Source organism: Kineococcus auxinigenes, from assembly GCF_050871525.1.
Lineage (GTDB): Bacteria > Actinomycetota > Actinomycetes > Actinomycetales > Kineococcaceae > Kineococcus.
In genome coordinates this window covers 22,334-45,915 of the sequence record NZ_JBKBCT010000012.1, presented here as the reverse complement: position 1 = coordinate 45,915, position 23,582 = coordinate 22,334, and the positions used below count along the sequence as shown (strand labels likewise).

General features: G+C 76.0%; 26 protein-coding genes and 1 other RNA gene. 4 read left to right on the top strand and 23 right to left on the bottom strand.

The window, feature by feature from the left end; all coding sequences use genetic code 11:
* Positions 1-43: 43 nt before the first annotated feature.
* The 5 genes from rdgB to clpS form a co-directional block, all read right to left on the bottom strand.
* Positions 44-706 carry an RdgB/HAM1 family non-canonical purine NTP pyrophosphatase gene (gene rdgB, locus ACRYR9_RS06085; protein WP_432493642.1) on the bottom strand — a complete coding sequence of 221 codons (663 nt, stop codon included), beginning with the start codon at positions 704-706 and terminating at the stop codon, positions 44-46.
* A complete protein-coding gene (gene rph / locus ACRYR9_RS06080) occupies positions 703-1,476 on the bottom strand; it encodes a ribonuclease PH (protein ID WP_432493640.1) in 774 nt (257 codons plus the stop codon). The genes rdgB and rph overlap by 4 nt, the downstream gene beginning before the upstream one ends.
* Entirely contained in the window at positions 1,473-2,342 is an 870-nt protein-coding gene (gene murI / locus ACRYR9_RS06075; RefSeq protein ID WP_432493638.1) for a glutamate racemase, read from the bottom strand. The genes rph and murI overlap by 4 nt, the downstream gene beginning before the upstream one ends.
* 81 nt (positions 2,343-2,423) lie before the next feature.
* Positions 2,424-2,999, bottom strand: a complete 576-nt coding sequence (locus tag ACRYR9_RS06070) for a DUF2017 domain-containing protein (RefSeq protein WP_432493636.1) — start codon at positions 2,997-2,999, stop codon at positions 2,424-2,426.
* Between the two features lie 26 nt (positions 3,000-3,025).
* Positions 3,026-3,328 carry an ATP-dependent Clp protease adapter ClpS gene (clpS, locus tag ACRYR9_RS06065; RefSeq protein WP_242128710.1) on the bottom strand — a complete coding sequence of 101 codons (303 nt, stop codon included), beginning with the start codon at positions 3,326-3,328 and terminating at the stop codon, positions 3,026-3,028.
* 154 nt (positions 3,329-3,482) lie between these two features.
* Between clpS and ACRYR9_RS06060 the strand changes: the two genes are divergently transcribed.
* Genes ACRYR9_RS06060 through ACRYR9_RS06050 form a run of 3 tightly spaced genes read left to right on the top strand, consistent with a single transcriptional unit; the run spans position 3,483 to position 6,110 of the window.
* Positions 3,483-4,742 (top strand): nicotinate phosphoribosyltransferase, encoded by a 1,260-nt coding sequence (locus ACRYR9_RS06060; protein WP_432493677.1) that lies wholly within the window; start codon positions 3,483-3,485, stop codon positions 4,740-4,742.
* Positions 4,739-5,338 carry a nicotinamidase gene (locus tag ACRYR9_RS06055; protein WP_432493634.1) on the top strand — a complete coding sequence of 200 codons (600 nt, stop codon included), beginning with the start codon at positions 4,739-4,741 and terminating at the stop codon, positions 5,336-5,338. Before ACRYR9_RS06060 ends, ACRYR9_RS06055 begins: the two co-directional genes overlap by 4 nt.
* A 55-nt stretch (positions 5,339-5,393) precedes the next feature.
* Complete coding sequence (locus ACRYR9_RS06050) at positions 5,394-6,110, top strand: NADPH-dependent F420 reductase (RefSeq protein WP_432493632.1); 717 nt, start codon at positions 5,394-5,396, stop codon at positions 6,108-6,110.
* Positions 6,111-6,159: 49 nt separating this feature from the next.
* Here ACRYR9_RS06050 and ACRYR9_RS06045 read toward each other — a convergent pair whose 3' ends face one another.
* The 16 genes from ACRYR9_RS06045 to prfB form a co-directional block, all read right to left on the bottom strand.
* Positions 6,160-6,915: an RDD family protein gene (locus tag ACRYR9_RS06045; protein ID WP_432493630.1), complete on the bottom strand. Its 756-nt coding sequence runs from the start codon at positions 6,913-6,915 to the stop codon at positions 6,160-6,162.
* 70 nt (positions 6,916-6,985) lie between these two features.
* Positions 6,986-7,441 carry a tellurite resistance TerB family protein gene (locus ACRYR9_RS06040; RefSeq protein WP_432493674.1) on the bottom strand — a complete coding sequence of 152 codons (456 nt, stop codon included), beginning with the start codon at positions 7,439-7,441 and terminating at the stop codon, positions 6,986-6,988.
* 91 nt (positions 7,442-7,532) lie between these two features.
* Entirely contained in the window at positions 7,533-7,991 is a 459-nt protein-coding gene (locus ACRYR9_RS06035) for an SRPBCC family protein (protein WP_432493628.1), read from the bottom strand.
* Positions 7,992-8,008: 17 nt separating this feature from the next.
* A complete protein-coding gene (locus ACRYR9_RS06030) occupies positions 8,009-9,838 on the bottom strand; it encodes a DEAD/DEAH box helicase (RefSeq protein WP_432493626.1) in 1,830 nt (609 codons plus the stop codon).
* Positions 9,835-11,295 carry an MFS transporter gene (locus tag ACRYR9_RS06025; RefSeq protein ID WP_432540181.1) on the bottom strand — a complete coding sequence of 487 codons (1,461 nt, stop codon included), beginning with the start codon at positions 11,293-11,295 and terminating at the stop codon, positions 9,835-9,837. Before ACRYR9_RS06025 ends, ACRYR9_RS06030 begins: the two co-directional genes overlap by 4 nt.
* Positions 11,295-11,633: a DUF3039 domain-containing protein gene (locus ACRYR9_RS06020; protein ID WP_432493622.1), complete on the bottom strand. Its 339-nt coding sequence runs from the start codon at positions 11,631-11,633 to the stop codon at positions 11,295-11,297. The genes ACRYR9_RS06025 and ACRYR9_RS06020 overlap by 1 nt, the downstream gene beginning before the upstream one ends.
* A 27-nt stretch (positions 11,634-11,660) precedes the next feature.
* A complete protein-coding gene (locus ACRYR9_RS06015; RefSeq protein ID WP_432493620.1) occupies positions 11,661-12,245 on the bottom strand; it encodes a YqgE/AlgH family protein in 585 nt (194 codons plus the stop codon).
* Between the two features lie 82 nt (positions 12,246-12,327).
* On the bottom strand, positions 12,328-13,437 hold the full coding sequence (locus tag ACRYR9_RS06010) for an NADH:flavin oxidoreductase/NADH oxidase (protein WP_432493618.1): 1,110 nt from the start codon (positions 13,435-13,437) through the stop codon (positions 12,328-12,330).
* A 65-nt stretch (positions 13,438-13,502) separates the two neighbouring features.
* Positions 13,503-14,369: a GGDEF domain-containing protein gene (locus ACRYR9_RS06005; RefSeq protein ID WP_432493616.1), complete on the bottom strand. Its 867-nt coding sequence runs from the start codon at positions 14,367-14,369 to the stop codon at positions 13,503-13,505.
* Between the two features lie 192 nt (positions 14,370-14,561).
* Positions 14,562-15,914, bottom strand: coding sequence for an FtsX-like permease family protein (locus ACRYR9_RS06000; RefSeq protein ID WP_432493614.1), 1,353 nt, complete (start codon positions 15,912-15,914; stop codon positions 14,562-14,564).
* Positions 15,911-16,630: an ABC transporter ATP-binding protein gene (locus tag ACRYR9_RS05995; protein WP_432493612.1), complete on the bottom strand. Its 720-nt coding sequence runs from the start codon at positions 16,628-16,630 to the stop codon at positions 15,911-15,913. The genes ACRYR9_RS06000 and ACRYR9_RS05995 overlap by 4 nt, the downstream gene beginning before the upstream one ends.
* 174 nt (positions 16,631-16,804) lie before the next feature.
* Positions 16,805-17,170: a transfer-messenger RNA gene (gene ssrA, locus ACRYR9_RS05990) on the bottom strand.
* A gap of 122 nt (positions 17,171-17,292) precedes the next feature.
* Positions 17,293-17,766: an SsrA-binding protein SmpB gene (smpB, locus tag ACRYR9_RS05985; protein ID WP_432493610.1), complete on the bottom strand. Its 474-nt coding sequence runs from the start codon at positions 17,764-17,766 to the stop codon at positions 17,293-17,295.
* Between the two features lie 115 nt (positions 17,767-17,881).
* Positions 17,882-18,787: a permease-like cell division protein FtsX gene (ftsX, locus tag ACRYR9_RS05980; protein ID WP_432493608.1), complete on the bottom strand. Its 906-nt coding sequence runs from the start codon at positions 18,785-18,787 to the stop codon at positions 17,882-17,884.
* Positions 18,787-19,476: a cell division ATP-binding protein FtsE gene (ftsE, locus tag ACRYR9_RS05975; RefSeq protein ID WP_432493604.1), complete on the bottom strand. Its 690-nt coding sequence runs from the start codon at positions 19,474-19,476 to the stop codon at positions 18,787-18,789. Before ftsE ends, ftsX begins: the two co-directional genes overlap by 1 nt.
* A 118-nt stretch (positions 19,477-19,594) precedes the next feature.
* Positions 19,595-20,710: a peptide chain release factor 2 gene (prfB, locus tag ACRYR9_RS05970; RefSeq protein ID WP_432493602.1), complete on the bottom strand. Its 1,116-nt coding sequence runs from the start codon at positions 20,708-20,710 to the stop codon at positions 19,595-19,597.
* A 178-nt stretch (positions 20,711-20,888) separates the two neighbouring features.
* Here prfB and ACRYR9_RS05965 point away from each other — a divergent pair, with 178 nt between their 5' ends.
* Positions 20,889-21,848: a GGDEF domain-containing protein gene (locus ACRYR9_RS05965; protein ID WP_432493600.1), complete on the top strand. Its 960-nt coding sequence runs from the start codon at positions 20,889-20,891 to the stop codon at positions 21,846-21,848.
* On the opposite strand, the gene ACRYR9_RS05960 is transcribed toward ACRYR9_RS05965, so the two are convergent.
* Both ACRYR9_RS05960 and ACRYR9_RS05955 read right to left on the bottom strand, forming a co-directional pair.
* Positions 21,849-22,625, bottom strand: a complete 777-nt coding sequence (locus tag ACRYR9_RS05960) for an ABC transporter permease (RefSeq protein WP_432493598.1) — start codon at positions 22,623-22,625, stop codon at positions 21,849-21,851.
* Positions 22,622-23,557, bottom strand: a complete 936-nt coding sequence (locus tag ACRYR9_RS05955) for an ABC transporter ATP-binding protein (protein ID WP_432493596.1) — start codon at positions 23,555-23,557, stop codon at positions 22,622-22,624. Before ACRYR9_RS05955 ends, ACRYR9_RS05960 begins: the two co-directional genes overlap by 4 nt.
* Positions 23,558-23,582 lie beyond the last annotated feature (25 nt).

The window sequence follows — 23,582 nt, the reverse complement described above, 5'->3', positions numbered from 1 at the left end:
CTCCCCTCCGGCGCCGGAGTCCTCGATGCGCTGCCCGGTGTCCTCACACCCGGGGTTCGGAGCCGGCCGGCCCTTGGATGGGCCGCCCGTCGAGAACGGCGGCCAGCACGGGCGCGAGCGCACCGAAGGCGCGGCCGCGGTGGCTGATCGCGTTCTTCTGCTCCGCGGTGTGCTCGGCGAGGGTCCGCTCGGACCCGGCCGGCACGAAGATCGGATCGTAGCCGAAGCCCCCGCCACCGGCGGCGGCGGTGGTGATCCGCCCGCGCAGCTCACCGCGCACGACGTGCTCCTCCCCGCCGGGGGTGGCCAGCGCCGCGGCGCACACGAACGCGCCGCCGCGGTGCTGCTCCGGCACGTCGGCGACCTGCGCCAGCAGCAGGTCCAGGTTCGCGGCGTCGTCGCCGTGCCGGCCGGCCCAGCGGGCGGAGAAGATGCCCGGCGCCCCGCCCAGGACGTCCACGGCGATGCCGGAGTCGTCGGCGACGGCGACGACCCCGGTGGCGGCGGCCACGGCACGGGCCTTCAGCAGCGCGTTCTCCTCGAACGTCACGCCGGTCTCGGCGACCTCGGGCACGTCGTCGAAGGCGTCGACGCCCAGGACCTGCACGTCGGGCAGCAGGGGTTCGAGCACCGCGCGCAGCTCGCCGACCTTGTGGGCGTTGCGGGTGGCCAGCACCACCCGGCGCGCACCGGCCGGGGCGCTCACGCGGGGCTCCCGGGCAGCGGTGCGGCCAGCGCCTCGGCCTGCAGGGCGGCCAGGCGCGCGCAGCCGCCCACCGCCAGGTCCAGCAGGGCGTCCAGCTCGGAGCGGTCGAAGGGCACGCCCTCGGCGGTGCCCTGCACCTCCACGAACCTGCCGTCGCCGGTGACGACGACGTTCATGTCGGTCTCGGCCTTGACGTCCTCCACGTACGGCAGGTCCAGGACGGGGCGCCCGCCGACGACACCGACGCTGACGGCGCTGACCGACCCGGTGAGCGGCTGCTTGGACTGGCGCACCAGCCCCTTCGCCTTGCCCCAGGCGATCGCGTCGGCCAGGGCCACGTAGGCGCCGGTGATGGCGGCGGTGCGGGTGCCGCCGTCGGCCTGCAGGACGTCGCAGTCCAGGACGACGGTGTTCTCGCCCAGCGCCCTGGTGTCGACGACGGCGCGCAGGCTGCGGCCGATGAGGCGGCTGATCTCGTGGGTGCGCCCGCCGATCTTGCCCTTGACGGACTCGCGGTCGCCGCGGGTGTTCGTGGCGCGCGGCAGCATGGCGTACTCGGCGGTCACCCAGCCCTGCCCGGACCCCTTGCGCCAGCGCGGCACGCCCTCGGTGAAGGACGCCGCGCACAGCACGCGGGTGCGGCCGAACTCGACCAGGACGCTGCCCTCGGCGTGGTCGAGCCAGCCGCGGGTGATGCGCACCTCGCGCAGCTCGTCGGGGGCGCGGCCGTCGGCGCGGGGTGCGGGGGTTCCGGTGGGGTCGGTGCTCACCGGCCCACCTTCTCACCGGCGCCGCGCAGGGCCCCGCGCAGCGCCCCCAGCTGCAGCGGGCCGGTCTCCTCCACGGAGACGATCTGCGGGCCCAGGAAGCGCTGCGCCAGCTGCCGGAACGGGGTGGGGTCACCGGTGGCGGTGAAGCGGTGCCGCGGGGCGGGGCGGTCGTCGGGACGCAGCAGGTCGCGCGCGGACAGCTCCCGGTAGACGTCCAGGGCGGTCTCCTCCGCGCTGGAGACCAGCGTCACCCCGTCGCCGACGACGGTGCGCAGCACGCCGGTCAGCATCGGGTAGTGGGTGCAGCCCAGCACGAGGGTGTCCACCCCGGCGGCGATGACGGGGGCGAGGTACTCGCGGGCGGCGTCGAGCAGCTCCGGGCCGCCGGTGACGCCGCGCTCGACGAACTCCACGAACCGCGGGCACGCCGCGCTGGTCAGCCGCACGTCCAGGGCGCCGGCGAAGGCGTCGTCGTAGGCGCGCGAGGAGATCGTGGCGCGGGTGCCGATGACGCCGACGCGGTTGTTGCGGGTGGCGCGCACCGCCCGGCGCATCGCCGGGAGGATGACCTCCACGACGGGCACGTCGTAGCGCTCGCGGGCGTCGCGCAGCACGGCGGCGGAGGCGGAGTTGCAGGCGATGACGAGCATCTTCACGCCGGAGTCGACGAGGTCGTCGAGCACGTCCAGGGCGTAGCGGCGCACCTCGGCGATGGGCTTGGGCCCGTACGGGCTGTGGGCGGTGTCGCCGATGTAGTGGATCGCCTCGTGCGGCAGCTGGTCCAGGACGGCGCGGGCGACGGTGAGGCCGCCGACCCCGGAGTCGAAGATGCCGATGGGGTCGTCCCGGTCCACGCTCGCGCTCACCGCAGCAGGTTACGCGGCGCCGCGCGCCGCGCCCGGGACGCGCACCGCACCCGCGCGGGACCGCGCGGGGCCCGTGCGGGCTCAGCCCAGGGAGCGCACCAGGGTCTCCTGCAGGTGCGTGGCGAAGTCGTACACGGCCCACGCGTACCGCTCGGGGTCGTCGTCGCCGAGCAGCTCCGGCTCGGAGTCGTCGCTGACGCCCAGGCGGGTGCCCAGGGCCAGGCGCACGTCGTTGAGCGCGGCCAGCCAGGTGCGGGCGCCGTCGGCGTCCAGCTGCACGCGCCCGCCCTGCCCCTCCACGGGGGCCAGCGAGGCCAGCACGGCGCGCGCGGCGGCGGCCTTGCGCTCGCGCAGGCCGTGCTCGGTGAAGCGGCGGAACTCCGCGGCGGCGTCGGGGTCCTCGGGGTAGGCGTCCGGCAGGAGGCGGCGCAGCACGTCGTCCTCGGGCGGGGCGGCGGGCCCGCCGGCGCTGTCGGCCAGCGCCCCGAAGCCGGGCAGGTCGCCCAGGCCCAGCTCCTCGGCCAGCGGGTCGGGGCGCCGCTCGGGCACGTCCAGCAGCTCCAGCACCTCGCGGGTGACGGAGGCCAGGACGTCGGCCTCGACGGGTTGCAGGGTCAGGGAGAACAGCCCGTTGCGGGAACGGCGGAAGGTGGCCATGGCGCGTCGTCGGATCCTCAGGGGGCTCAGTCGTCCTTCTGCAGGGTCGCCCACAGGCCGTAGCCGTGCATGGCCTCCACGTCGCGCTCCATCTGCTCGCGGCTGCCGGAGCTGACCGCGGCGCGGCCCTTGGTGTGCACGTCGAGCATGAGGGCCTGCGCCTTGGCCTCGGAGTAGCCGAAGTGGGTGCGGAAGACGTAGGAGACGTAGGACATGAGGTTCACGGGGTCGTTCCAGACCAGCGTGACCCAGGGGGTGTCGGGGGCGGCGGTCAGGTCCGCCTCGGGGCGCTCGAGCTCCACGGGAGCGGTGAGGACGGTCGAGGGCACGGCCCCAGTCTAGGAGCCCCGCCCGTCCGTCCCGCCCGTCCGGCCCGCGCTGACGCGCCCGGCGTCCGCGGTGCGCGCTAGGTTCGCCCGCGTGAGCCCACGCACGGCACCCGGCGCCTCCACCGCGCTGCTGACCGACCACTACGAGCTGACGATGCTGCAGGCCGCGCTGGCCGACGGCACCGCCGAGCGGCGCTGCGTCTTCGAGGTCTTCGGGCGCCGCCTGCCCGAGGGGCGCCGCTACGGCGTGGTCGCCGGCGTGCCGCGCGTGCTGGACGCGGTGCGCGACTTCACCTTCGACGAGGCCTCCCTGGCCCGGCTGCGCGGGGTGCTGGACGAGCGCACGCTGGACTGGCTGGCCGCGTACCGCTTCGGCGGCTCGATCGAGGGCTACGCCGAGGGCGAGCTGTGGTTCCCCGGCTCGCCGATGCTCACGGTGACCGGCACCTTCGCCGAGGCCGTGGTGCTGGAGACGGTGGTGCTCTCCATCCTCAACCACGACTGCGCGATCGCCGCCGCCGCGGCCCGCATGAGCACCGCCGCGCACGGGCGGCCGCTGATCGAGATGGGCTCGCGGCGCACCCACGAGGAGGCCGCGGTCACCGCCGCCCGCGCCGCGTACCTGTGCGGGTTCACCGCCACCTCGAACCTCGCCGCCGGCGAGCGGTACGGCATCCCCACCACGGGCACCAGCGCGCACGCCTTCACGCTGCTGCACGACACCGAGGAGGCGGCGTTCCGCGCGCAGGTCGCCGCCCTGGGCACGGGCACCACCCTGCTGGTGGACACCTACGACATCACCCGCGGCATCGAGACGGCGGTGGAGGTCGCCGGTCCCGAGCTGGGCGCGGTGCGCATCGACTCCGGGGACCTGGCGGTCCTGGCCGAGCAGGCGCGCGCGCAGCTGGACTCCCTGGGCGCCACCAGCACCCGCATCGTCGTCTCCGGCGACCTGGACGAGTACGCCCTGGCGGCGCTGGCCGCCGCCCCGGTGGACGGCTACGGGGTGGGCACCTCCCTGGTCACCGGCTCCGGGGCCCCCACCGCCGGGCTGGTCTACAAGCTGGTCGAGGTCGAGGGCCGTCCCGTGGCCAAGCGCTCCACCTCCAAGGTCACCCAGGGCGGGCGCAAGGTCGCCGTGCGCCGGCACCGCCCCACCGGCACCGCCACCGAGGAGGTCCTCGGCGTGGGTGCGGCGCCGCCGCGCGAGCCGAACGACCGCCCGCTGCAGGTGCCGTTCGTCGTCGACGGCGAGCGCGTGCGGGACCTGCCGTCGCTGGAGGAGTCCCGCGAGCACCTGCGCCGGGCGCTGGTGACGCTGCCGTGGGACGGCCTGGCGCTGTCCAAGGGCGACCCCGCGCTGCCCACCACCGTCCTGCCCCCGGCGGCGGACGGTGCGGGGGGTGCCCGGTGACCCGCGCGCTGGTCGTGGTGGACGTCCAGAACGACTTCTGCCCCGGCGGGGCGCTGGGGGTCGCCGGCGGCGACGAGGTCGCGGCGGCCACCAGCCAGCTGCTGGCCCGCGGCGGGATCTCCTACGACCACGTCGTGGCCACCCAGGACTTCCACGTCGACCCCGGCGGGCACTTCTCCGACACCCCGGACTTCGTGGACTCCTGGCCGCCGCACTGCCGCGCGGGCAGCTACGGCGCGCTGCTGCACGACGCGCTGGACACCTCCCGGGTGGAGGCGGTCTTCCGCAAGGGCCAGTACGCGGCGGCCTACTCCGGGTTCGAGGGCACCACCACGAGCGTGACCGCCGAGGGCGGGGAGCTGGTCACCGGCCTGGCGGACTGGCTGCGCCAGCGGGGCGTGGACGAGGTGCACGTGGTGGGCATCGCCACCGACCACTGCGTGCGCGCCACCGCCCTGGACGCCGCGCGCGAGGGGTTCCGCACGACCGTGCTGCTGGGCCTGACCGCCGGCATCTCGGCGGCGACCGTCGAGGCGGCGCTGGAGCAGCTGCGGGCGGCGGGCGTCGCGCTGGTCGGCGAGCCCGTCGTCGCCTGAGCCGCACCCGCGGCCCGGAACGGCGCAGCCCGGAACAGCACGGCGCACGGCGGGGTTGCCGAGCCCCTGCAGGGACCACCACCTCGACGAACGGGAGCACGACGTGCGCATCGGCATCATCGGAGCGGGCAACATCGGCGCGAACCTCACCCGGGTGTTCACCCGGCTGGGGCACGAGGTCCGGGTGGCGAACTCCCGCGGGCCGCAGACCCTCGCGGACCTGGCGGCCGAGACCGGCGCCACCGCCGTGAGCGCCGCCGACGCCCCGCACGGCGCCGACCTCGTGGTGGTCACCGTCCCGGAGAAGAGCGTGCCGGACCTGGCCGGGGTGCTGGACGCCGCCGCCGACGGCACCGTGGTCGTCGACACCGGCAACTACTACCCCCGCGAGCGCGACGGGCGCATCGACGCGATCGAGGCCGGCACCCCGGAGACGGCGTGGGTGGCGCAGCAGCTCGACCCCGCCGGGCGGCTGCGCTGGGTGAAGGCGTTCAACGGCATCCAGGCCGAGCACCTGCTCAGCGCCGGGCGCCCCGCGGGCGACCCGCAGCGGCGCGCCCTGCCGCTGGCCGGGGACGACGCGGCCGCGAAGTCCGTGGTGGCCGAGCTCGTCTTCGCGACGGGTTTCGACGCCGTGGACGCCGGCCCGCTGGCCGACTCGTGGCGCCAGCAGCCCGGCACCCCCGTCTACGGCGCGGAACTGGACGCGGACGGGATCGCGCGGGCGCTGGGCGAGGCCCCGCGCGAGCGCCCCGCGCAGTTCACCGCCTGAGCCGTCCCGGGCACCGCACCCCCGCGGGGTGCGGTGCCCGGGGGCGCGTTCAGCGCCGGCGCACCACCACGGTGCCGCCCAGCTTGTCGTGCAGGGCCTGCTTGCGCCGGTCCCACGTCGGCCACAGGTAGTCCAGCAGCAGGTAGAACGGCACGATCTGCCCGACGAGGTCGCTGCTGACCCAGCGCAGGATCGACTGCCCCCACGTGGGGTGCCCGGGCCGCTCCCAGTGCCGCACCCGCAGGCCGAACAGCGCCTTGCCGGGGGTCGCGCCGTAGAAGCGCAGCGGGAGCACCGTGTAGGCGGCGCTGACGGCCAGCAGCACGAACGTGAAGCTGGACGATGCCGCCGTGAAACCCGGGTCCTCCAACAGGCGCAGCGTGGCCGTGGGGTCGCCGGCGGCCGCCGCGTCGAGCGACTCGTCCATCGTCGCCACCAGGCGCTGCACCAGCGACCAGCCCGCGACGGTGGCGATGACGGAGACCAGCACCCAGTCCAGCAGGCGCGCCAGCAGCCGCAGCCCCAGGTTGCCCAGCGGCTGCCCGTCGGGCGTGGCCAGGGCGCGCGCGGACGGCTGCCCGCGGGACGGGTCGCCGTAGGGGCTCCCCCCGTACGGGGTGAGCCCGCCGGACCCGGGGTGCGGCGCGCGGGGGTCCGGGTGCCCCTGCGCGGGGTCCTTGCGCAGGTCCAGCCCGGCACCGGCCTGCGGTGCGGCGTGGGTGTGCTCGGTCCAGCGCTGGCCGTCCCACCAGCGCAACTGGGCGTGGTGCGAGGGGTCGGGGTACCAGCCGGCGGGTGCGCTCACGGGAGCCGAGCCTGCCAGGCCGGCCGGGCAGCACCCCGCTCGGCCCGTCCGGGCGGGAGCGTGGGGAGCATCAGACGCCGAACTCCGCGGGGTCCAGGGACACGGCGTGGCAGACGTCGCGCACCGCGCGGCGCTCGTCGTCGTCGAAGTCGCCGTCGGCGCCGCCCACCAGGACCCCCACCTGCACGACCGCGCGCGCCTGGTCGGGCTTGCCGCGCAGCTTGCCGACGGCCTGCAGGGCCTCGATCTTCCCGAAGTCGTAGTCGCTGGACAGCTTGCCGCAGTAGCGGTCGAAGGAGTCGCGCAGCTGCGCGGCGTCGAAGGCGGCCAGGACGTCGTGGGAGCCGATGAAGGCGGCGGTCTTCTGCCGCTCGGAGGGGTCGATCTTGCCGTCGGCGGCGGCGATGAGCGCGCACGTCGCCATGCTCGCCTCGGCGAAGTCCTTGCTCTTGAACTGCGCGACCCGCGTCTTCAGCTGGTCGCCGGCGAGCGCGCCCTTGCTCCTGAGGTTGTCGAGAAAACCCACGTCGTCGTCCTCCTCCGCGGCCGGGGCGTTCCCGGCCACGCCGGTCGAACGGGTGCGGGCGGCGCCGGGTTCCACCGGCGCCCCGTCCGGCTCAGCTGAAGCGGCGCACGATCTCGGAGTTGCGGTCGGCCAGCAGCCGGCGCAGGGTGCGGCGCACGAACAGCACGTCGGCCACCCGCCCGAACGGGCCGGCGGGGCTGCGCCACGCCATCCGGTCGGTCATGATCGTCATCTGCGGGCCCTCCGGCTCGAAGACGTGCTCGTGGTGGAACTGCGCGAACACCCCGGAGTCCATGCGGTCCACGAACCGGCGCGGGCGCTCCAGCTCCACGATGTTCGAGGTGTGCGTGACCGGCAGGAACCGGAACAGCTTCAGCCGCCAGCGCACGCTCTCGCCGAGCTGGATGCGGCCCTTCGTGCGACCGAAGCCCTCGACGGCGCGGACCCGGAACCGCCGGCCCGCCACGCGCTCGACGTCGAGGTCGAGGGAGACGTCGAACACCTCGTCGACGGCTCCCCGGACCATGGTCCGCTGGACGATCTCGGGCACCGTCCGAACCTACCGGTTCACACCATCGCCAGCAGGTGGTCGCGCCGGCGCCGCAGCACGTCCACCCCGGCCGAGGCCGACGGCGGGCCCGGCACCGCGGCGCGGACCTTCGCGTAGACGGTGGCGTGCGGAACCTGACGGCCCGCCGCCACCCGCCCCACCAGCCCGTGGATCTCCTTGCGCAGCAGCGCCGCGGTGTGCCAGACCGCCTCGTCGTCCTGCTCCGCCGCGGGTGCCGGCGCCGCGGGCTCCTCGGCGGCGCGCGGGGTGGCCGTGCGCTTGCGGATCTCCGCGTCGCGCTGGGACAGCAGCGCCGCCGTCTGCTCCGGCGAGAGCAGCCCGGGCAGGCCGAGGAAGTCCTCCTCCTCGGCGCTGACCTCCAGCGGCGCGGTCTCGGTGCCCAGCAGGGCCCTGCCGCCGTGCAGGACGTGCGCGAACTCCGCCTGCGCCTCGAGCGCCTCGTACTCCTGCACCCCGCCGGGTTCGCGCTCGGGCGCCGGCAGCAGGTCAAGCCCGCCCTCGTCCACCTCCTCGGAGGTGACGCTCGGCGGCGGCGGGATGACGTGGTTCCGGTCGGTCTCCATCTCCGCGGCCAGCGCCAGCAGCGGGCGCACCGCAGGCAGGAACACCGTGGCCGACTCCCCGCGGGCGCGGGCGCGCACCACGCGCCCGACGGCCTGGGCGAAGAACAGCGGGGTGCGGTACGAGGTCATCCACGCCAGGCACGCCGCGCGCGGCACGTCGACGCCCTCGGAGACCATGCGCACGCACACCGCGAAGCGCTGGTCGCCGTCGGCGAAGTCCTGGATCTTGCTCGACGCCTTGGGGTCGTCGGACAGGATCAGCACCGGCTTCTCCCCCGTGACGCGCTGCACGATCTTGGCGTAGGCGCGGGCGTCGTCCTGGTCGGAGGCCAGCACCAGCCCGCCGGCGTCGTGCATGCCGTGCTCGCGCAGGTGCTCCAGGCGCTCGTCCATCGCGGCGATGACGTGCGGCACCCAGTCCCCGCGCGGGTCCAGCGCCGTCTTCCACGCCAGCGCCTCCACCGACTTCGTGGAGGGCTCGCTCAGGGAGGCGGCCACCACCTCACCGGCGGAGTTCCGCCAGCGCGAGGTGCCGGTGTAGGCGGCGAACACCACCGGGCGCACCACGCCGTCGGCCAGGGCCTGCCGGTAGCCGTACGTGTAGTCCGCCAGGCTGCGCAGGCCACCCTCGGACTCCGCCGAGTCGTCCTCGACGTACTTCACGAACGGGATGCGCTCGTCGGCCTTGGTGCGGAACGGGGTTCCCGTCAGGGACAGGCGGCGGCGCGCGTCGGCGAACGCCTCCTGCACCGCCTCGCCCCAGCTGAGGCCGTCGCCGGCGTGGTGGATCTCGTCGAGCACGACCAGGGAGCGCTTGGCGGTGGCACGGGCCCGGTGCAGCATCGGGTGCCCGGCGACCTGCGCGTAGGTGGTGACGTAGCCGCGCACGTCCGGGCGCACCGGCCCCACCGCGTTGGACATCGTCGGGTCCAGCTCGATGCCGGCGCGGTGGGCGGCCTCGGCCCACTGGGTGCGCAGGTGGTCGGTGGGGGCGACCACGACGACGCGGTCGACCTTGCGGGCGTCCAGCAGCCGGCGGGCCAGCGCCAGGGCGAAGGTCGTCTTGCCCGCGCCCGGGGTCGCGGTGACCAGGAAGTCCTCGGGGTCGGGGCGCTCGGGGTCGAAGTACTGCTCGACCGCCTGCTGCTGCCACGCGCGCAGGGGCCTGCCCGGCGACGCGGCGGCACCGGTCGGGGTCGCGGTGGGCCCGGCGGGTGCGGTGTCGAACAGGTCCGGCGAGGTGTTCTGGGTGCTCGTGCTCACGGTCCTCCCACCGTAGACGACCCCGCGGCGGGCTCCGGGCAGGACACCGGCGGGCGCGGCACCGGCGCGCGGGGGCCGGCGAGCCCGGCGGCCAGCGCCACCAGCGCCAGCCCGGCGTACAGGCCGCCGAACAGGGCCTGGTCGCGGCCGGCGCCGGCGTGCAGGGCCGCGAAGACGCCCCCGGCCACGGCGATGCCCAGCACGCAGCCGAGGTTGTCGGACAGCTGCAGCGCCGAGGAGGCCAGGCCCCGCTCGGCCGGGGCCGCCAGGCGCAGGGTGAGCACGCTGGTGGTGGCCACGCCCAGGCCCATCCCGAACCCCGCGAGCAGCCACGCGGCCAGCACCCACCACCCGCTGGCGCCGGTCAGGGTCAAGGCGGCCAGCAGCGCGCCGGCCACGGCCAGGGCGCTGCCGCCGGCGAGCAGCAGCAGCGCGCGCGGCACCCCGTCCAGGGCCCGCGCCTGCGAGGTGGTGCCGGCGAACCAGCCCAGGGTCCCGCCGGTGAGCACCAGCCCGGCCTGCGACAGCGAGAAGCCCCGCTCGGAGACCAGCATGAGCGGCACGAACGTCTCGGTGCCGAAGAACGCGGCCGTGAACAGCCCGCGCACCACCACGACGCTGGGCAGCCCGCGCGCCAGGCGCAGCGCCCCCGGCGGCAGCAGCCCGGGCAGGGCCGCGGCGACCGCCACCGCCCCGCCCGCCGTCAGCAGCACCGCCGCGGTCCCGCCGCCGGCCAGGTCCTCCGCGCCCGCCTGCAGCGCCCCGGCGCCTGCGGCCACGACCAGCCCGCGCCGCACCCGCCGGCGGGCGTCGCCCGGCGCGCCCGGTGCCGCCGGGGTGCCGTGCGCGGCCGCGGCGGCGGCGACCCGCGGCAGGATCACCGCGGCCACCAGGACGGCGACCGGCACGACGACGCCGAAGACGAGGCGCCAGCCGACCGCGTCGGCCATCCACCCGGCCAGCGCGGGCCCGGCCACGCCGGGCAGCACCCAGCACGCCGACATCCAGCCGAACACCCGCGGGCGCACCTCGTCGGGGTAGGCGGAGCCGACGACGACGTAGATGGACACCACCAGCAGCCCGCCGCCCAGACCGGCCAGCAGGCGCCCGGCCAGCAGGGCGGAGTAGGTGGGCGCGGCGGCGCACACGCTCTGGCCGACGACGAAGAGCGCGGCACCGGTGGCCATCGGCGCGCGCGGGCCCCGGGCGTCGGCCCAGCTGCCGGCCACGACGGTGCCCAGCAGGCTGGCGGTGAGGAAGGAGGAGAACGCCAGGCCGTAGGAGCGCACCGCCCCCAGGTCGGCCGCGGCGCGCGGCATGGCCGTGGCCACGGCGATCGACTCGAAGGCGACCAGGCAGATGAAGGCCAGGACGGGCAGCGTGGTGGCGCGGTGGGCGCGCGAGAGCGGCCCCGCCGCAGCGGCCGGGCTCCCACCACGGCCGGCGGGGCGCGCCATCAGCGGCCGGAGCCGTCCCCGCCGCCGTCCTTGCCGCCGCCCTTGCCGGCGCCGGACAGGCTCTCGTAGATCTCCTTGCAGGTGGGGCAGACCGGGAACCGCTTGGGGTCGCGGCCGGGCACCCACACCTTGCCGCACAGCGCGATCACGGGGTCGCCCGAGAGGGCGGACTCCATGATCTTCTCCTTCTTCACGTAGTGCGCGAAGCGCTCGTGGTCGCCGGGCTCGACCTTCTCCTCCGCCTGCTCCTGGCGGTCCAGGACGGCCGTGCGCGAGGGCGTCGACGACGGCGCCTCCTGCGGGGCGGGGCTGAACGGGTCGTCGGTCGGCGAGCTCATGCCGGGATCGTACGTGCCGGCGCGGGGTCAGTTCAGCGACACGTCGGCCGGGAAGCTCGCCACCAGCGCGAGGTCGCCGCCCTGCCGGCGCAGCACGTCCGCCCACAGCCGGTCGGGGTCGTCGCTGAAGGCGTCGCGGGCCTCGGCGGGCAGCACGAACCACGCCTCCTCGGCGATCTCGCCCTCCAGCTGGCCGGCGCCCCAGCCCGCGTAGCCGGCGAAGATGCGCAGGCCCGACAGCTCGTCCACGACGGCCTCCGGCGGGGTGTCCAGGTCCACCAGGCCCACCGACCCCAGCCCCACGGAGCCGAACACGCGGCGCACCCCGGCGGGGTCGGGCCGGTCGCCGGGCACGGCCACCAGGCCCAGGGCGGAGTCCAGCGCCACGGGACCGCCCTGGAACAGCTTGCCGGGGGCGGTGGCGAACGCCTGCCAGCCCGGCAGCACCGCGTCCACGTCCACCTCCAGCGGGCGGTTGACGACCACGCCCAGCGCACCGTCCTCGTCGTGGTTGAGCACGAGGACGACGGCGCGGTGGAAGTTGGGGTCGGTCAGCGACGGCGTCGCCAGCAGCAGGCGCCCCGTCAGGGCGGTGGGGGGCAGGGGGCTCACGACTGCCGCTCCGTTCTGGTCCGGTGGCGCACCCCCCCATCATGGCCCGTCCGCACGACTCCGGCCCGGCGCGGGCGGGGGCTCACCGCGGGGCGCTGAGGGGGACGTCCTCGCGGGTGGCGCGCACGTACTGCGCCGGCCACGCCACGGCACCGGTGTCGTGCAGGGCCACCGCGGCGCGCTGGGGCCAGCGGGGGTCGGCCAGCAGCGGGCGGGCCAGCAGCACCGCGTCCGCGTCGCCGCTGACCAGCACCTGCTCGGCCTGCAGCGGGTCCAGGATCAGCCCCACGGCCCCGACCGGCACCCCGGCCTCCCGCTTCAGGCGGCCCGCGTTGGGCACCTGGTAGCCGGGGCCGACGGGGATGCGCTGCTCGGGCACGTTGCCGCCGGAGGAGGCGTCGACGAGGTCGGCACCGTGCTCGGCGAGCAGCCGCGCCAGCTCGACGCACTCCTGCACGTCCCAGCCGCCCTCGGCCCAGTCGGAGGTGGACACGCGCACGAACACCGGCTTGTCGTCCGGCCACGCGGCGCGCACGGCGTCCAGGACCTCCAGCAGCAGGCGCGAGCGCCCGGCGAGGTCGCCGCCGTAGCCGTCCGTGCGCCGGTTGGACAGCGGCGAGAGGAACTGGTGCAGCAGGTAGCCGTGCGCGGCGTGCAGCTCCACGACGTCGAAGCCGGCGCGCTCGGCGCGGCGGGCGGCGTCGGCGAAGGCGGTCACGACCCCGGCGACCCCGTCGGCGTCCAGCGCGGCGGGGACCGCCAGGCCGCCGTGGGCGATCGCGCTGGGCGCCACGGTCGGCCAGCCGCCCTCCTCCACCGGCACGCTGCCCTGCACCGGCGCCCACGGGCGGTGGGTGCTCGCCTTGCGGCCGGCGTGGGCCAGCTGGACGCCGGCTGCGGCGCCCTGGGAGTGCACGAACGCCACGACCCGTGCCCAGGCGCGCTCCTGCTCCTCGTCCCACAGGCCCGCGTCGTGCGGGCTGATGCGGCCCTCGGGCACCACGGCGGCGGCCTCGGTCAGGACCAGGGCCGCGCCGCCGACGGCCAGCGAGCCGTAGTGGACCAGGTGCCAGTCGTCCGGGACGCCGGGCGCGGCGACGGGGTCGCAGGAGTACTGGCACATCGGGGAGACCCAGACCCGGTGGGCGAAGGTGGTGCCGCGCAGGGTCAGGGGCTGGAGCAGTCGACTCACACCCGGCACCGTACGTGCGGGCCGGCGCGCGGGTGCAGCGCGGGTGCACCGCGAGGAGCGGGCCCTCAGGAGCGGCGGGACCGCTTCTCGCGGTACATCTGCGCGTCGGCGCGGGCCAGCACCTCGGCGATCGGGGCGTCCACGTCGTCGTCGACCAGGCCGATGCTGCACGTGAGCGTGACGCTGCCCGAACCGCCCGGCAGCGGGACCTCCACGCCGGAGACGGCGCTGCGGAACCGCTCGCGCAGGGCGGCGGGCTCGACGAGGGCCGGCCCCTCGACCAGGACCACGAACTCGTCGCCGCCGTAGCGGGCGACGGTGTCCTCCGCTCGGGCCACCGCGGTCAGCCGCTGCGCGACGGCCACCAGCACCTCGTCGCCGGCCAGGTGCCCGTGCTCGTCGTTGATCCGCTTGAGGTCGTCCACGTCGCAGAAGGCGACCACCGGGGCGCGCCCGGTGCGCCGGGCGCGCGAGCGCGCCTGGGACCAGCGGTCCTCGAACAGGGAGCGGTTGGGCAGGCCGGTCAGCCGGTCGTGGGTGGCGCGGTGCACGAGGTCGCGGTGGCGCTCGACGTGCTGGGAGACGTCCCAGCACGCCAGGGCGATCGCCGGCGCGCCCTCGAAGCGCACCGCCGAGGCCACGACCTCCACGGTCGCCGCGGTGCCGTCGGGACGCAGGAAGCGCCACTCGGGCGGCGGGGCGTCGCGCCCCGGGCCGGCGGCCAGGGCGGCCCGCAGCGCGTCCGCCAGCCCTCCACGGTCGTCGGGGTGCACCAGGGAGTCCAGCGTCGACCCCGCGGGACCGGGCCCGGCCGCCTCGGCCCCCACGATCCGGCGCGCGGCCGGGTTGGCCCACAGGATAGTCCCGTCGCGCACGAGGAGGGTGGCCAGCGGGGAGTCCTCCACCAGCCTGCGGTAGTCCACGTCCTGCACTGCGCCCCCTCCGTCGGCGGCCGCTGCTGGACCGTCTGGAGGGCGACCGTAGGCACCGCCTGCGCGGCGGGCCGAACCGATCAGGGCAAGACCCCCGGCACGGCGCAACGCTTGCGACGCAGCGTGTTCACAGAGGCACGGAGCAGGCCGTGACGTGCGCGCAGGGTCGCGTGCCGGTGACGCGACCCGGTGTCACCGCAGGGGTCGGCCCAGGTCGGCGGCGCGCACCACCAGGGGCCGGCTGGCGCGCGCCGCCAGCAGCACCAGCCCCGCCCCGCCGACCGCGCACGCCACGAACAGCAGCACCCCCACCGGCGCGCCGCGCAGCACCGCCAGCAGCGGGGAGACGACCAGCAGCGCCGTGAGCGCGGCTCCACCGGTGGTCACCAGCAGCGGCAGCCACGTCTCCCGCGAGCGCGCCGCGTGCAGCACCGCGACGTCCGTGCCGGCCAGGTGCAGCGCCCGCAGCTGCGGGGCGCCGTCCAGCACCCGGCACGCCTGCGCCACGCCCGTGGACACCGCCGCCAGCACCGCGGCGATCACCAGGGTGACCAGGGCCCCGGTGCCGACGTCGGTGAGCAGCACGTCGCCCTCGACGTCGCCGCCGGTGGCCGTCGTGCCGGGCACGACGCTCAGGCAGCCCGCCACGAACGTCACCAGGGCGATGCCGCCGACGCCGCGCCAGGCGCCGCGCGGGTCCTCGGCGATGCGCCGGGCGGCCAGCAGGGTCGGCACGCTGCGCGCCCGCGCGGCCAGCAGCCGGCCCAGCAGCGACAGCAGCAGGGGGCCGGCGAGGTTGTACAGGGCGAAGGTGCCGCCGAGCAGCACCGCCAGCACCACGACCGCGGTAGCCGTGCCGTAGCTCGCCGTCAGCTCGCCGAGCACGTGGAAGGCGGCCGTGAACACCAGACCGACGACCAGGACCGGCAGCAGCCGCACCCAGCTGAGCGCCCGGGCGGGCTCCCGCTGCGCCACGCCCAGCGGCGTGAGGCTGACCCGCCGCAGGCTCACCGCGCAGGAGACCAGCGCCACGGCGAGCACCGCGCCGACCGTGGCCGCCACCGGACCCGGGCCCAGCCGCAGCTCCGACGCCTCGAAGGCGCGCCCCTGGAAGCGCAGCCGCGCCACCAGCGGGGTCGCCAGCAGGTTCAGCACGACGCCGGCCAGCGCCCCCGCCACGGCCTGCGCCGCGGAGTCCAGCAGCGCCAGCGCACCGGTCTGCGCGCTCGTGGCCCCCGCGAGCCGCAGCCGGGACAGCCGCTCGTCGCGGCGGGCCACCGTCAGGCGGGCCGCCGCCCCGCCCAGCGCGGCGGTCGGCACCACCAGCAGCGCCACCGACACCGCCGCCAGCAGCGGGTACAGCTCCGCGTCCGACCCCGGTGCCGCCAGGTGCGAGCGCGCCGTGAACGCCTGCACCCCGCCGGCCACGGTCAGCACCGCCCACGTCGCCGCGGCGAAGGCGAGCACGGCCAGCACCGGCGGCAGGTGCCCGCCGGAGTCGCGGTGGCGCAGCAGCCGCAGCCACACGCCCAGCGCCCCCCTCACGAGGACACCCCCGCCCCGGCGGGCACCTCGGCGGGCGCGCGGAACTCGCGCACCACGCGGCCGTCGCGCATCGCCAGGGTCCGCCCGCACCAGCGGGCCACCGCCGGGTCGTGGGTGACGACGACGAGCGCCGCGCCCGCCGCCCGCACCGCGCCCGTCAGCGTGCCCAGGACCTCCTCGCCGGTGCCCTGGTCCAGCGCGCCGGTCGGCTCGTCGGCGAACACCACCTTCGGCGAGCCCACCAGGGCGCGGGCGATCGCCACCCGCTGCGCCTGGCCACCGGACAGCTGCCCCGGCCGCCGGTCCTGCAGCCCCGCCAGCCCCAGGGCGGCCAGCACGTCCCGGGCGCGCGCGGTGGCGGTGCGCCGGTCCACGCCCGCCAGCATCAGCGGCAGCGCCGCGTTCTCCTGCGCGGGCAGCTCCGCCAGCAGCTGCCCGGACTGGAACACGAACCCGAACGCGCTGCGGCGCAGCACCGTGCGGCGCGCGTCACCCATCGCCGCCAGGTCCGCTCCCTCCAGCTGCACCGAGCCGGCCGTGGGCCGCACGATGCCCGCCAGGCAGTGCAGCAGCGTGGTCTTGCCGGACCCCGACGGGCCCGTGACGGCGACGGACTCGCCGGGACGCAGCGAGACGTCGACGCCGTCGAGCGCGCGCGTCGCCCCCGGGCCGTCGCCGTAGGCCATGACGAGACCGCGAGCGGTGAGGATGTCCATGCCCCCGAGGCTGCCGCGCGGGCACGGCCCACCGCGTCGGAGCGCAGGCGGAACCGCGCGGGGCCGCGTACGACCGCGGGGTGAGCGACCGGAGGCGGAGGGGCCGGGGCGGGCCCACGGCGCCCGGGCACGACGAAGGGCCGCTCCCCGAGCGGGGAGCGGCCCTTCGACAGGGTGTGGAGATGGCGGGAATCGAACCCGCGTCCGTCAGCGTGGTACCAGGGCTTCTCCGGGTGCAGCCTGTTCAGCGGTCTGCTCGGCCCCGATGCTCACACAGGCATGTCATCGCCGGGCCCAGCCGCGTTGAATGTCCCTCTCACCTACGCGACCTCGGTGAGAGGTGAGCCCCCTAGTCGATGCCAGGACCCGGGGCGGGAGCTCACCCGGGCTGACAGAGTCGCACTCGCTCAGGCGGCGAGGGCGAACTCGGTGCGCTTGGAATCGGCACCTATTGGTTTGCACGGAGCGTTGACGAGATGACCGTGCATCCTCGACCCGCTTCCCCTGGCTCGACGACCGACGTCGAAACCTGTCATCCCCTTGTTGAGTTGTGGTGCTGCCGGCCCCGTCGTGGCGACCGGTGACCAGCATACGTCCCAACGGCCGCCCCGGCGCGCGCATTCCCGAGGCGGCGGACGAGGGCCTGGACCACTACCGCCGGATCACTCGCGGTTGCGCCGCAGCGACATGGCGCGCTCGGCCTCGCGCCGGTCCTGGCGCTCGCGCAGCGCGTGGCGCTTGTCGTAGTTCTTCTTGCCCTTGGCCAGGCCGATCTCGACCTTCACCCGCCCGTCGGAGAAGTACAGCGACAGCGGCACGATCGTCAGGCCGGACTCGCGGACCTTGCCGGCCCACTTGTCGATCTCGGCGCGGTGCAGCAGCAGCTTGCGGCGCCGGCGGGGCGCGTGGTTGGTCCAGGTGCCCTGCACGTACTCGGGGATGTGGACGTGCTCCAGCCACATCTCCCCCCGGTCGATCTGGGCGAAGCCGTCCACGAGGGAGGCGCGGCCCATGCGCAGGGCCTTCACCTCGGTGCCCATCAGGGACAGGCCCGCCTCGTAGGTGTCCTCGATGTGGTAGTCGTGGCGCGCCTTGCGGTTGCTGGCGATCACCTTGCGCCCGGTCTCGCGCGGCACGTCGGCCCTCCCCCGTGTGGTCTGGAACCGTCGAGTCTAGGCGCGCCGGGCACCGGTGCGCACGGCCGTTCTCGCAGGGCGCACACGGCGGGACACCCGCCGCCGTCGTGCACGGTCAGACCCGCAGCCAGCGGCGCAGGCTCAGCAGGGAGGCGATCACGGAGAAGACCAGCCCGACGCCCAGCAGCACCGGCGCGGTCGGCCACAGCACGTCCGCGCTCTCGACCAGGCGGGTGGTGAAGTCCGGCCGTTCCTGCAGCCGCCCGACACCGAACTCCACCAGCGCGTACAGCGCGCCCGAGGCCAGGACGGCCCCCACGAAGCTGGCCACCACGCCCTCCAGCACGAACGGCAGCTGGATCAGCGCCCGGGAGGCGCCCACCAGCCGCATGATGCTCGTCTCGCGGCGGCGGCTGAACGCCGTCAGGCGGATCGTCGTGGACACCAGCAGCACCGAGCACAGCAGCATCAGCGCCGCCAGGCCGATCGCCACGCGGGTGGCGCCGTCCATCGCGGCGAACAGCGGGTCCAGGACCGCCCGCTGGTCGGGGATGTCCTCCACCCCGGGCTGCCCGGCGAACTGCGCCCGGACCTCCTCGTAGCGGTCCGGCTCGGTCAGGCGCACCCGGAACGACTCCGGCAGCTGGTCGGGGGTGACGTTCTCCGCGAAGGTCTCGTCGTACATCTCCAGGAAGCTCTCGTACGCCTCCTGCTGGGACTCGTAGAACACCTGGGCCACCAGGGGCGAGGCCTGCAGCTGCTCGCGCAGGGCGTCGCGCTGCTCGGTGGTGATCGGGCCGGCGGGGCAGGCCTCGGCGGTGCTGACCTCCCCGCACAGGAAGACGGAGACCTGCACGCGGTCGTACCAGTCGCCCTTGAGGATCGAGACCTGCTGCTGCACCAGCAGCCCCAGGCCCAGGAAGAACAGCGAGACCATCGTCACCAGCACGACCGAGACGGTCATCGACAGGTTGCGCCGCAGCCCGGCGCCCATCTCCCGCAGGACGAACCCGAGGCGCATCAGCGGGCCGACCCGTACACGCCGCGGTCCTCGTCGCGCACGACGCGGCCGTCACGCAGCTCCACGACCCGCTTGCGCATCTGGTCGACGATGTCGTCGTCGTGCGTGGCCATGACGATGGTGGTCCCCGTGCGGTTGATGCGGTCCAGCAGCTTCATGATGCCCACGCTGGTCTCCGGGTCGAGGTTGCCGGTGGGCTCGTCGGCCAGCAGCAGCGCGGGCCGGTTGACGAACGCGCGGGCGATCGCCACCCGCTGCTGCTCACCGCCGGACAGCTCGTGCGGACGCCTCTTCTCCTTGCCCTGCAGCCCCACCAGCGCCAGCGTCTCCGGCACCGACTGCGCGATGACGTGCCGCGGCCTGCCCAGGACCTGCAGCGCGAAGGCGACGTTCTCGAAGACGGACTTGTCGGTCAGCAGCCGGAAGTCCTGGAAGACCACCCCGATCTGGCGGCGCAGCGCCGGCACCTTCCAGCTGCGCAGCCGGCCCACGTCGCGCCCGGCGACCTGGACGGTCCCGGAGGACGCCTTCTCCTCCTTCAGCACCAGCCGCAGGAAGGTCGACTTGCCCGACCCGGACGGGCCGACGAGGAAGACGAAGTCGCCCTTGTCGATCTGCAGGGTCACCTCGGCGAGCGCGGGGCGGTGCCCCTCGCCGTAGACCTTGCTGACGTGCTCGAAGGTGATCACTCGTGGGGCGGCCGGTCTCGGGGACGGGACGTGCGGGGGTGCTCCGGCCGTCGCCCACTCTACGGGCGGTCACCGGCGGTGAGCGTCGGCACCCGTCCGGGTGGGTCGCGCCCCGCGCTCAGCCCTCGGCGGAGCGCTCGCCCTGGCGGCGCCAGCGGATGCCGGACTCCAGGAACGCGTCGATCTCCCCGTCGAAGACGGACGAGGTGTTGCCGACCTCGTGGTTGGTGCGCAGGTCCTTGACCATCTGGTACGGGTGCAGCACGTAGGAGCGCATCTGGTTGCCCCACGAGCCGGAGTCGTCGCCCTTGAGGGCGTCCAGCTCGGCCTGGCGGTCCTTGCGCGCCTTCTCCAGCAGCTTGGCCTGCAGCACGCGCATCGCCGCGGCCTTGTTCTGCAGCTGCGACTTCTCGTTCTGGCAGGTCACCACGATGCCGGTGGGCAGGTGCGTCAGGCGCACCGCGGAGTCGGTGGTGTTGACCGACTGCCCGCCCGGGCCGGAGGAGCGGTAGACGTCCACGCGCACGTCGTTCTCGGGGACCTCGATGTGGTCGGTCTCGGCCACCACCGGCAGCACCTCCACGCCCGCGAAGGACGTCTGGCGCCGGCCCTGGTTGTCGAACGGGGAGATGCGCACCAGGCGGTGGGTGCCCTGCTCCACGCTCAGCGTGCCGTAGGCGTAGGGGGCGGCCACCTTGAACGTGGCGGACTTGATGCCCGCCTCCTCGGCGTAGGAGGTGTCGTAGACCTCGCTCCTGTAGCCCTTGCGCTCCGCCCAGCGCAGGTACATGCGCATGAGCATCTCCGCGAAGTCGGCGGCGTCCACACCACCGGCCTCGGAGCGGATCGTCACCAGCGCCTCGCGCCCGTCGTACTCGCCGGACAGCAGGGTGCGGATCTCCAGCTCCTCCAGCTGCTTCTTGATCGAGGTGAGCTCGCGCTCGGTCTCCTCGCGCGAGTCGGCGTCGTCCTCGGACTCCGCCAGCTCCACGAGCACCTCGAGGTCGTCGATGCGCGAGCCCATCCGCTCGATGCGCTCCAGCTCAGCCTGCACCGCCGACAGCCGGCTGGTCACGCCCTGGGCGTGCTCGACGTCGTCCCACAGGTCGGGGGCGGCGGCCTGCTCGTTCAGCTCGGCCAGCTCCCGCCGCAGCGCGTCGAGGTCCGACACCTCCCGGATCGACGCGTACGTCTGGCGGAGGGCGGAGATCTCGGCGGGGAAGTCGGTGGCCACGGCGCACGAGCTTACGCGCGCAGCGGGGTCCCGGGCGCCCCGCGGCCGCGGGCCCCGCCGCGCACGCTGGTCCTCCCGGGTGATCCCCCGCGCTGCACCTGGAGGAACGCCCCGTCGGCGCCGATCCCTGCAGGAGCGGGTCCCGCGGGGACCCGGCACGGGGACGGGGGCGGTGGCGGTGGCACGTGTCGTCCGCACCCGTCGCCGGGCACCGCTGGCGGAGGGCCGCACGCTGGCCCGCGCGGTCCTGGGCGCCGGGGCGCTGTCGCTGGCCACCGCCGCCGTCCCCTTCAGCCCCACCGCGCCCACGGCGGTGGCCGCGGCCGCGGGCGGGGTGGGCCTGGCGCTCGGCGCGCTCCTGCACGCCCGCGCCGCCCGGCTGCCGCGGGCGCTGCCGCACGCCGTGCTGCTCCTGGCCACCTGCGTCGTCTCCGCCAGCGTGCTGGCCTCCACCACCCCGGCCGGGCGGGTCGTCACCGCGTGCAGCTACGTGTGGATCGCCCTGTTCACCGCCGCCTTCCACTCCCGCCGGGCGGTGCGCGCCCACCTGGCCCTGGTCCTGGCCGGCTTCGCCGCCGCGCTGTGGGGCGGCGGGGCGCCCTCGCCCGCCCAGACGTGGGGCTTCATGGGCGGCACCATCGCCGCGGTCGCCTGGACCGTCAACGGCCTGGTGCTGCGCCTGCGCGCGCGGGCCGACGAGGACCTGCTCACCGGCGCGCTGACCCGGGCCGCCTGGCTCGCCGAGGCCGAGGTGGCCGTGGCACCCCGCACCCGCGAGGCGGGGCCGGTGTGCCTGGCCGTCCTGGACCTCGACGGCTTCAAGGCGGTCAACGACCGCGACGGCCACGCGGCCGGCGACCGGCTCCTGACCGAGCTCACCCGCGCCTGGACCGGTGCGCTGCGCCCCGGGGACCTGCTCGGCCGCCTGGGGGGCGACGAGTTCGCCCTGCTGATGCCGCGCACCCGCGCCGCGGAGGTCCCCGGGGTCCTCGCGGCGCTGCGCAGCGCCTGCCCGCGGGGGCGCTGGAGCGCCGGGGTGGCCGAGCACGCCCCCGGGGAGGCGGTGGCCGACTGGATCGCCCGCGCCGACGCGGACCTCTACTCCCGCAAGCGCGCCCGGCCGGCGACCTGCCGCTGATCAGCGGAAGCGGCGGCCCTGGTCGCGCCGGATCGCCCACACGGCGAGGGCGCCCAGCAGGACGGTCCAGCCGAGCACCACCGGCAGCGCCGTGGACGGCACGTCCGTGCCGGTGACCGCTCCGACGACGAGGTCGCGCCCGGCGCGGGTCGGCGTCCAGGTGGAGATCCCCGCCAGCCAGTCCGGCATGGCCTCCGGCGGCAGGAACAGCCCGCCCGCGAAGGCCAGCGGCAGCAGCAGCACCTGCGCCAGCGCCAGCGCGGCCTTGGCGGGCACCGAGTAGCCGACGGCCAGGCCCATGGCCAGCAGCGGCAGGCCCGCCAGCAGCAGCCCGCCCAGGCCGGCGGCGAACCGCGCCGGGGTGGTGGTGGCGTCGGTGACCAGCGCGGCCAGCACCAGCAGCGGCACCAGGCCCAGCACGGTGAAGAAGGCACCCATGAGCACCCGGGCGGTGAAGCGGGGGCCGGCACCGACCGGCAGGGTGCGCAGGTGCGTGTCCCACGGCAGCGCGCGGTCCTCGGCGATCCCGGCGCCGTGGGTGAACAGCGACACGCTCATCGCGGAGAACACCGCCAGCTGCGCGACGGCCGCGGTGGCGCCCAGCGGGCTCATCGACGCGGCCTGCGGGACGACGAACACGGCGAGGATCAGCGCGGGGAAGACGGCGGTGCTGACGACGACCACGGGCACCCGCAGCGTCTCGGTGACCTGGTAGCGGGTGTGCAGCCACGTCAGCCGGAGAGCACCGGCCGGCCGGGTGGAGGCGGGGGCGCTCACGCGGCCACCCCCGCGGCCCGCTCGCCGGTGAGAGCGAGGAACGCCTCCTCCAGCGAGGCCGCCGCCACCTCCAGGTCCTGGAAGGCGACGCCGGCGGTGACCAGGGCGCGCACGAACGCGTCGGCGTCGGGCACGAGCAGCTCCCAGCACTGCCCGCCGGAGCCGTCGGCGACGACCTGGGCCCCGGCGGTGAGCTGCGGCGGCACGGCCCCCACCGGGGCGTCGAAGCGCACCCGGCGCAGCGCGGTGCGCCCGCGCACCTCGGCCACCGTGCCCTCGGCCAGCACCCGGCCGTGGTCGACGACCACGACGCGCTGGGCCAGCGCCTCCACCTCCTCCAGGTAGTGGCTGGTCAGCAGCAGCGTGCCGCCCTCGGCGACGAAGCCGCGCACCGCGCTCCACAGGGCGTGGCGCGCCGGCACGTCCAGACCGGTCGTCGGCTCGTCCAGGAGCACGACGTCGGGGCGGCCGACGAAGGCGAGCGCCACGGCGAGGCGGCGCTGCTGGCCGCCGGACAGGCCCCCGCACTGGCGGCCGCGCAAGTCGGACAGCTCGAAGCGCTCCAGCACCTCCTCGCGGGGCAGCGGGTCGCGGTGGTGGCCGGCGACGAAGTCGACGACCTCGCCGACCTTGAGGGTCTGCGGCAGGCCGGTGGCCTGCGGGGTGACGCCGAGGCGGGAGCGGGTCGCCGACTGGCGGGGGTCGCCGCCGGCGAGGCGGACGGTGCCGCTGGTGGGGCGGCGCAGCCCGGCCAGCAGGGACAGCAGCGTGGACTTGCCGGCGCCGTTGGGGCCCAGCACCCCCACGGCCTCGCCGGGCTGCACGGTGAGGCTGACGTCGTCGAGGGCGACGACGTCGCCGAAGGTGCGGGTGACGCGGTCGACCTCGACCGCGGGGTGACGGCCGGCGTCGGCCGCGGGGGGTGCGCTCACGGGGTTCCTCCTGGTGGGTGCGGGG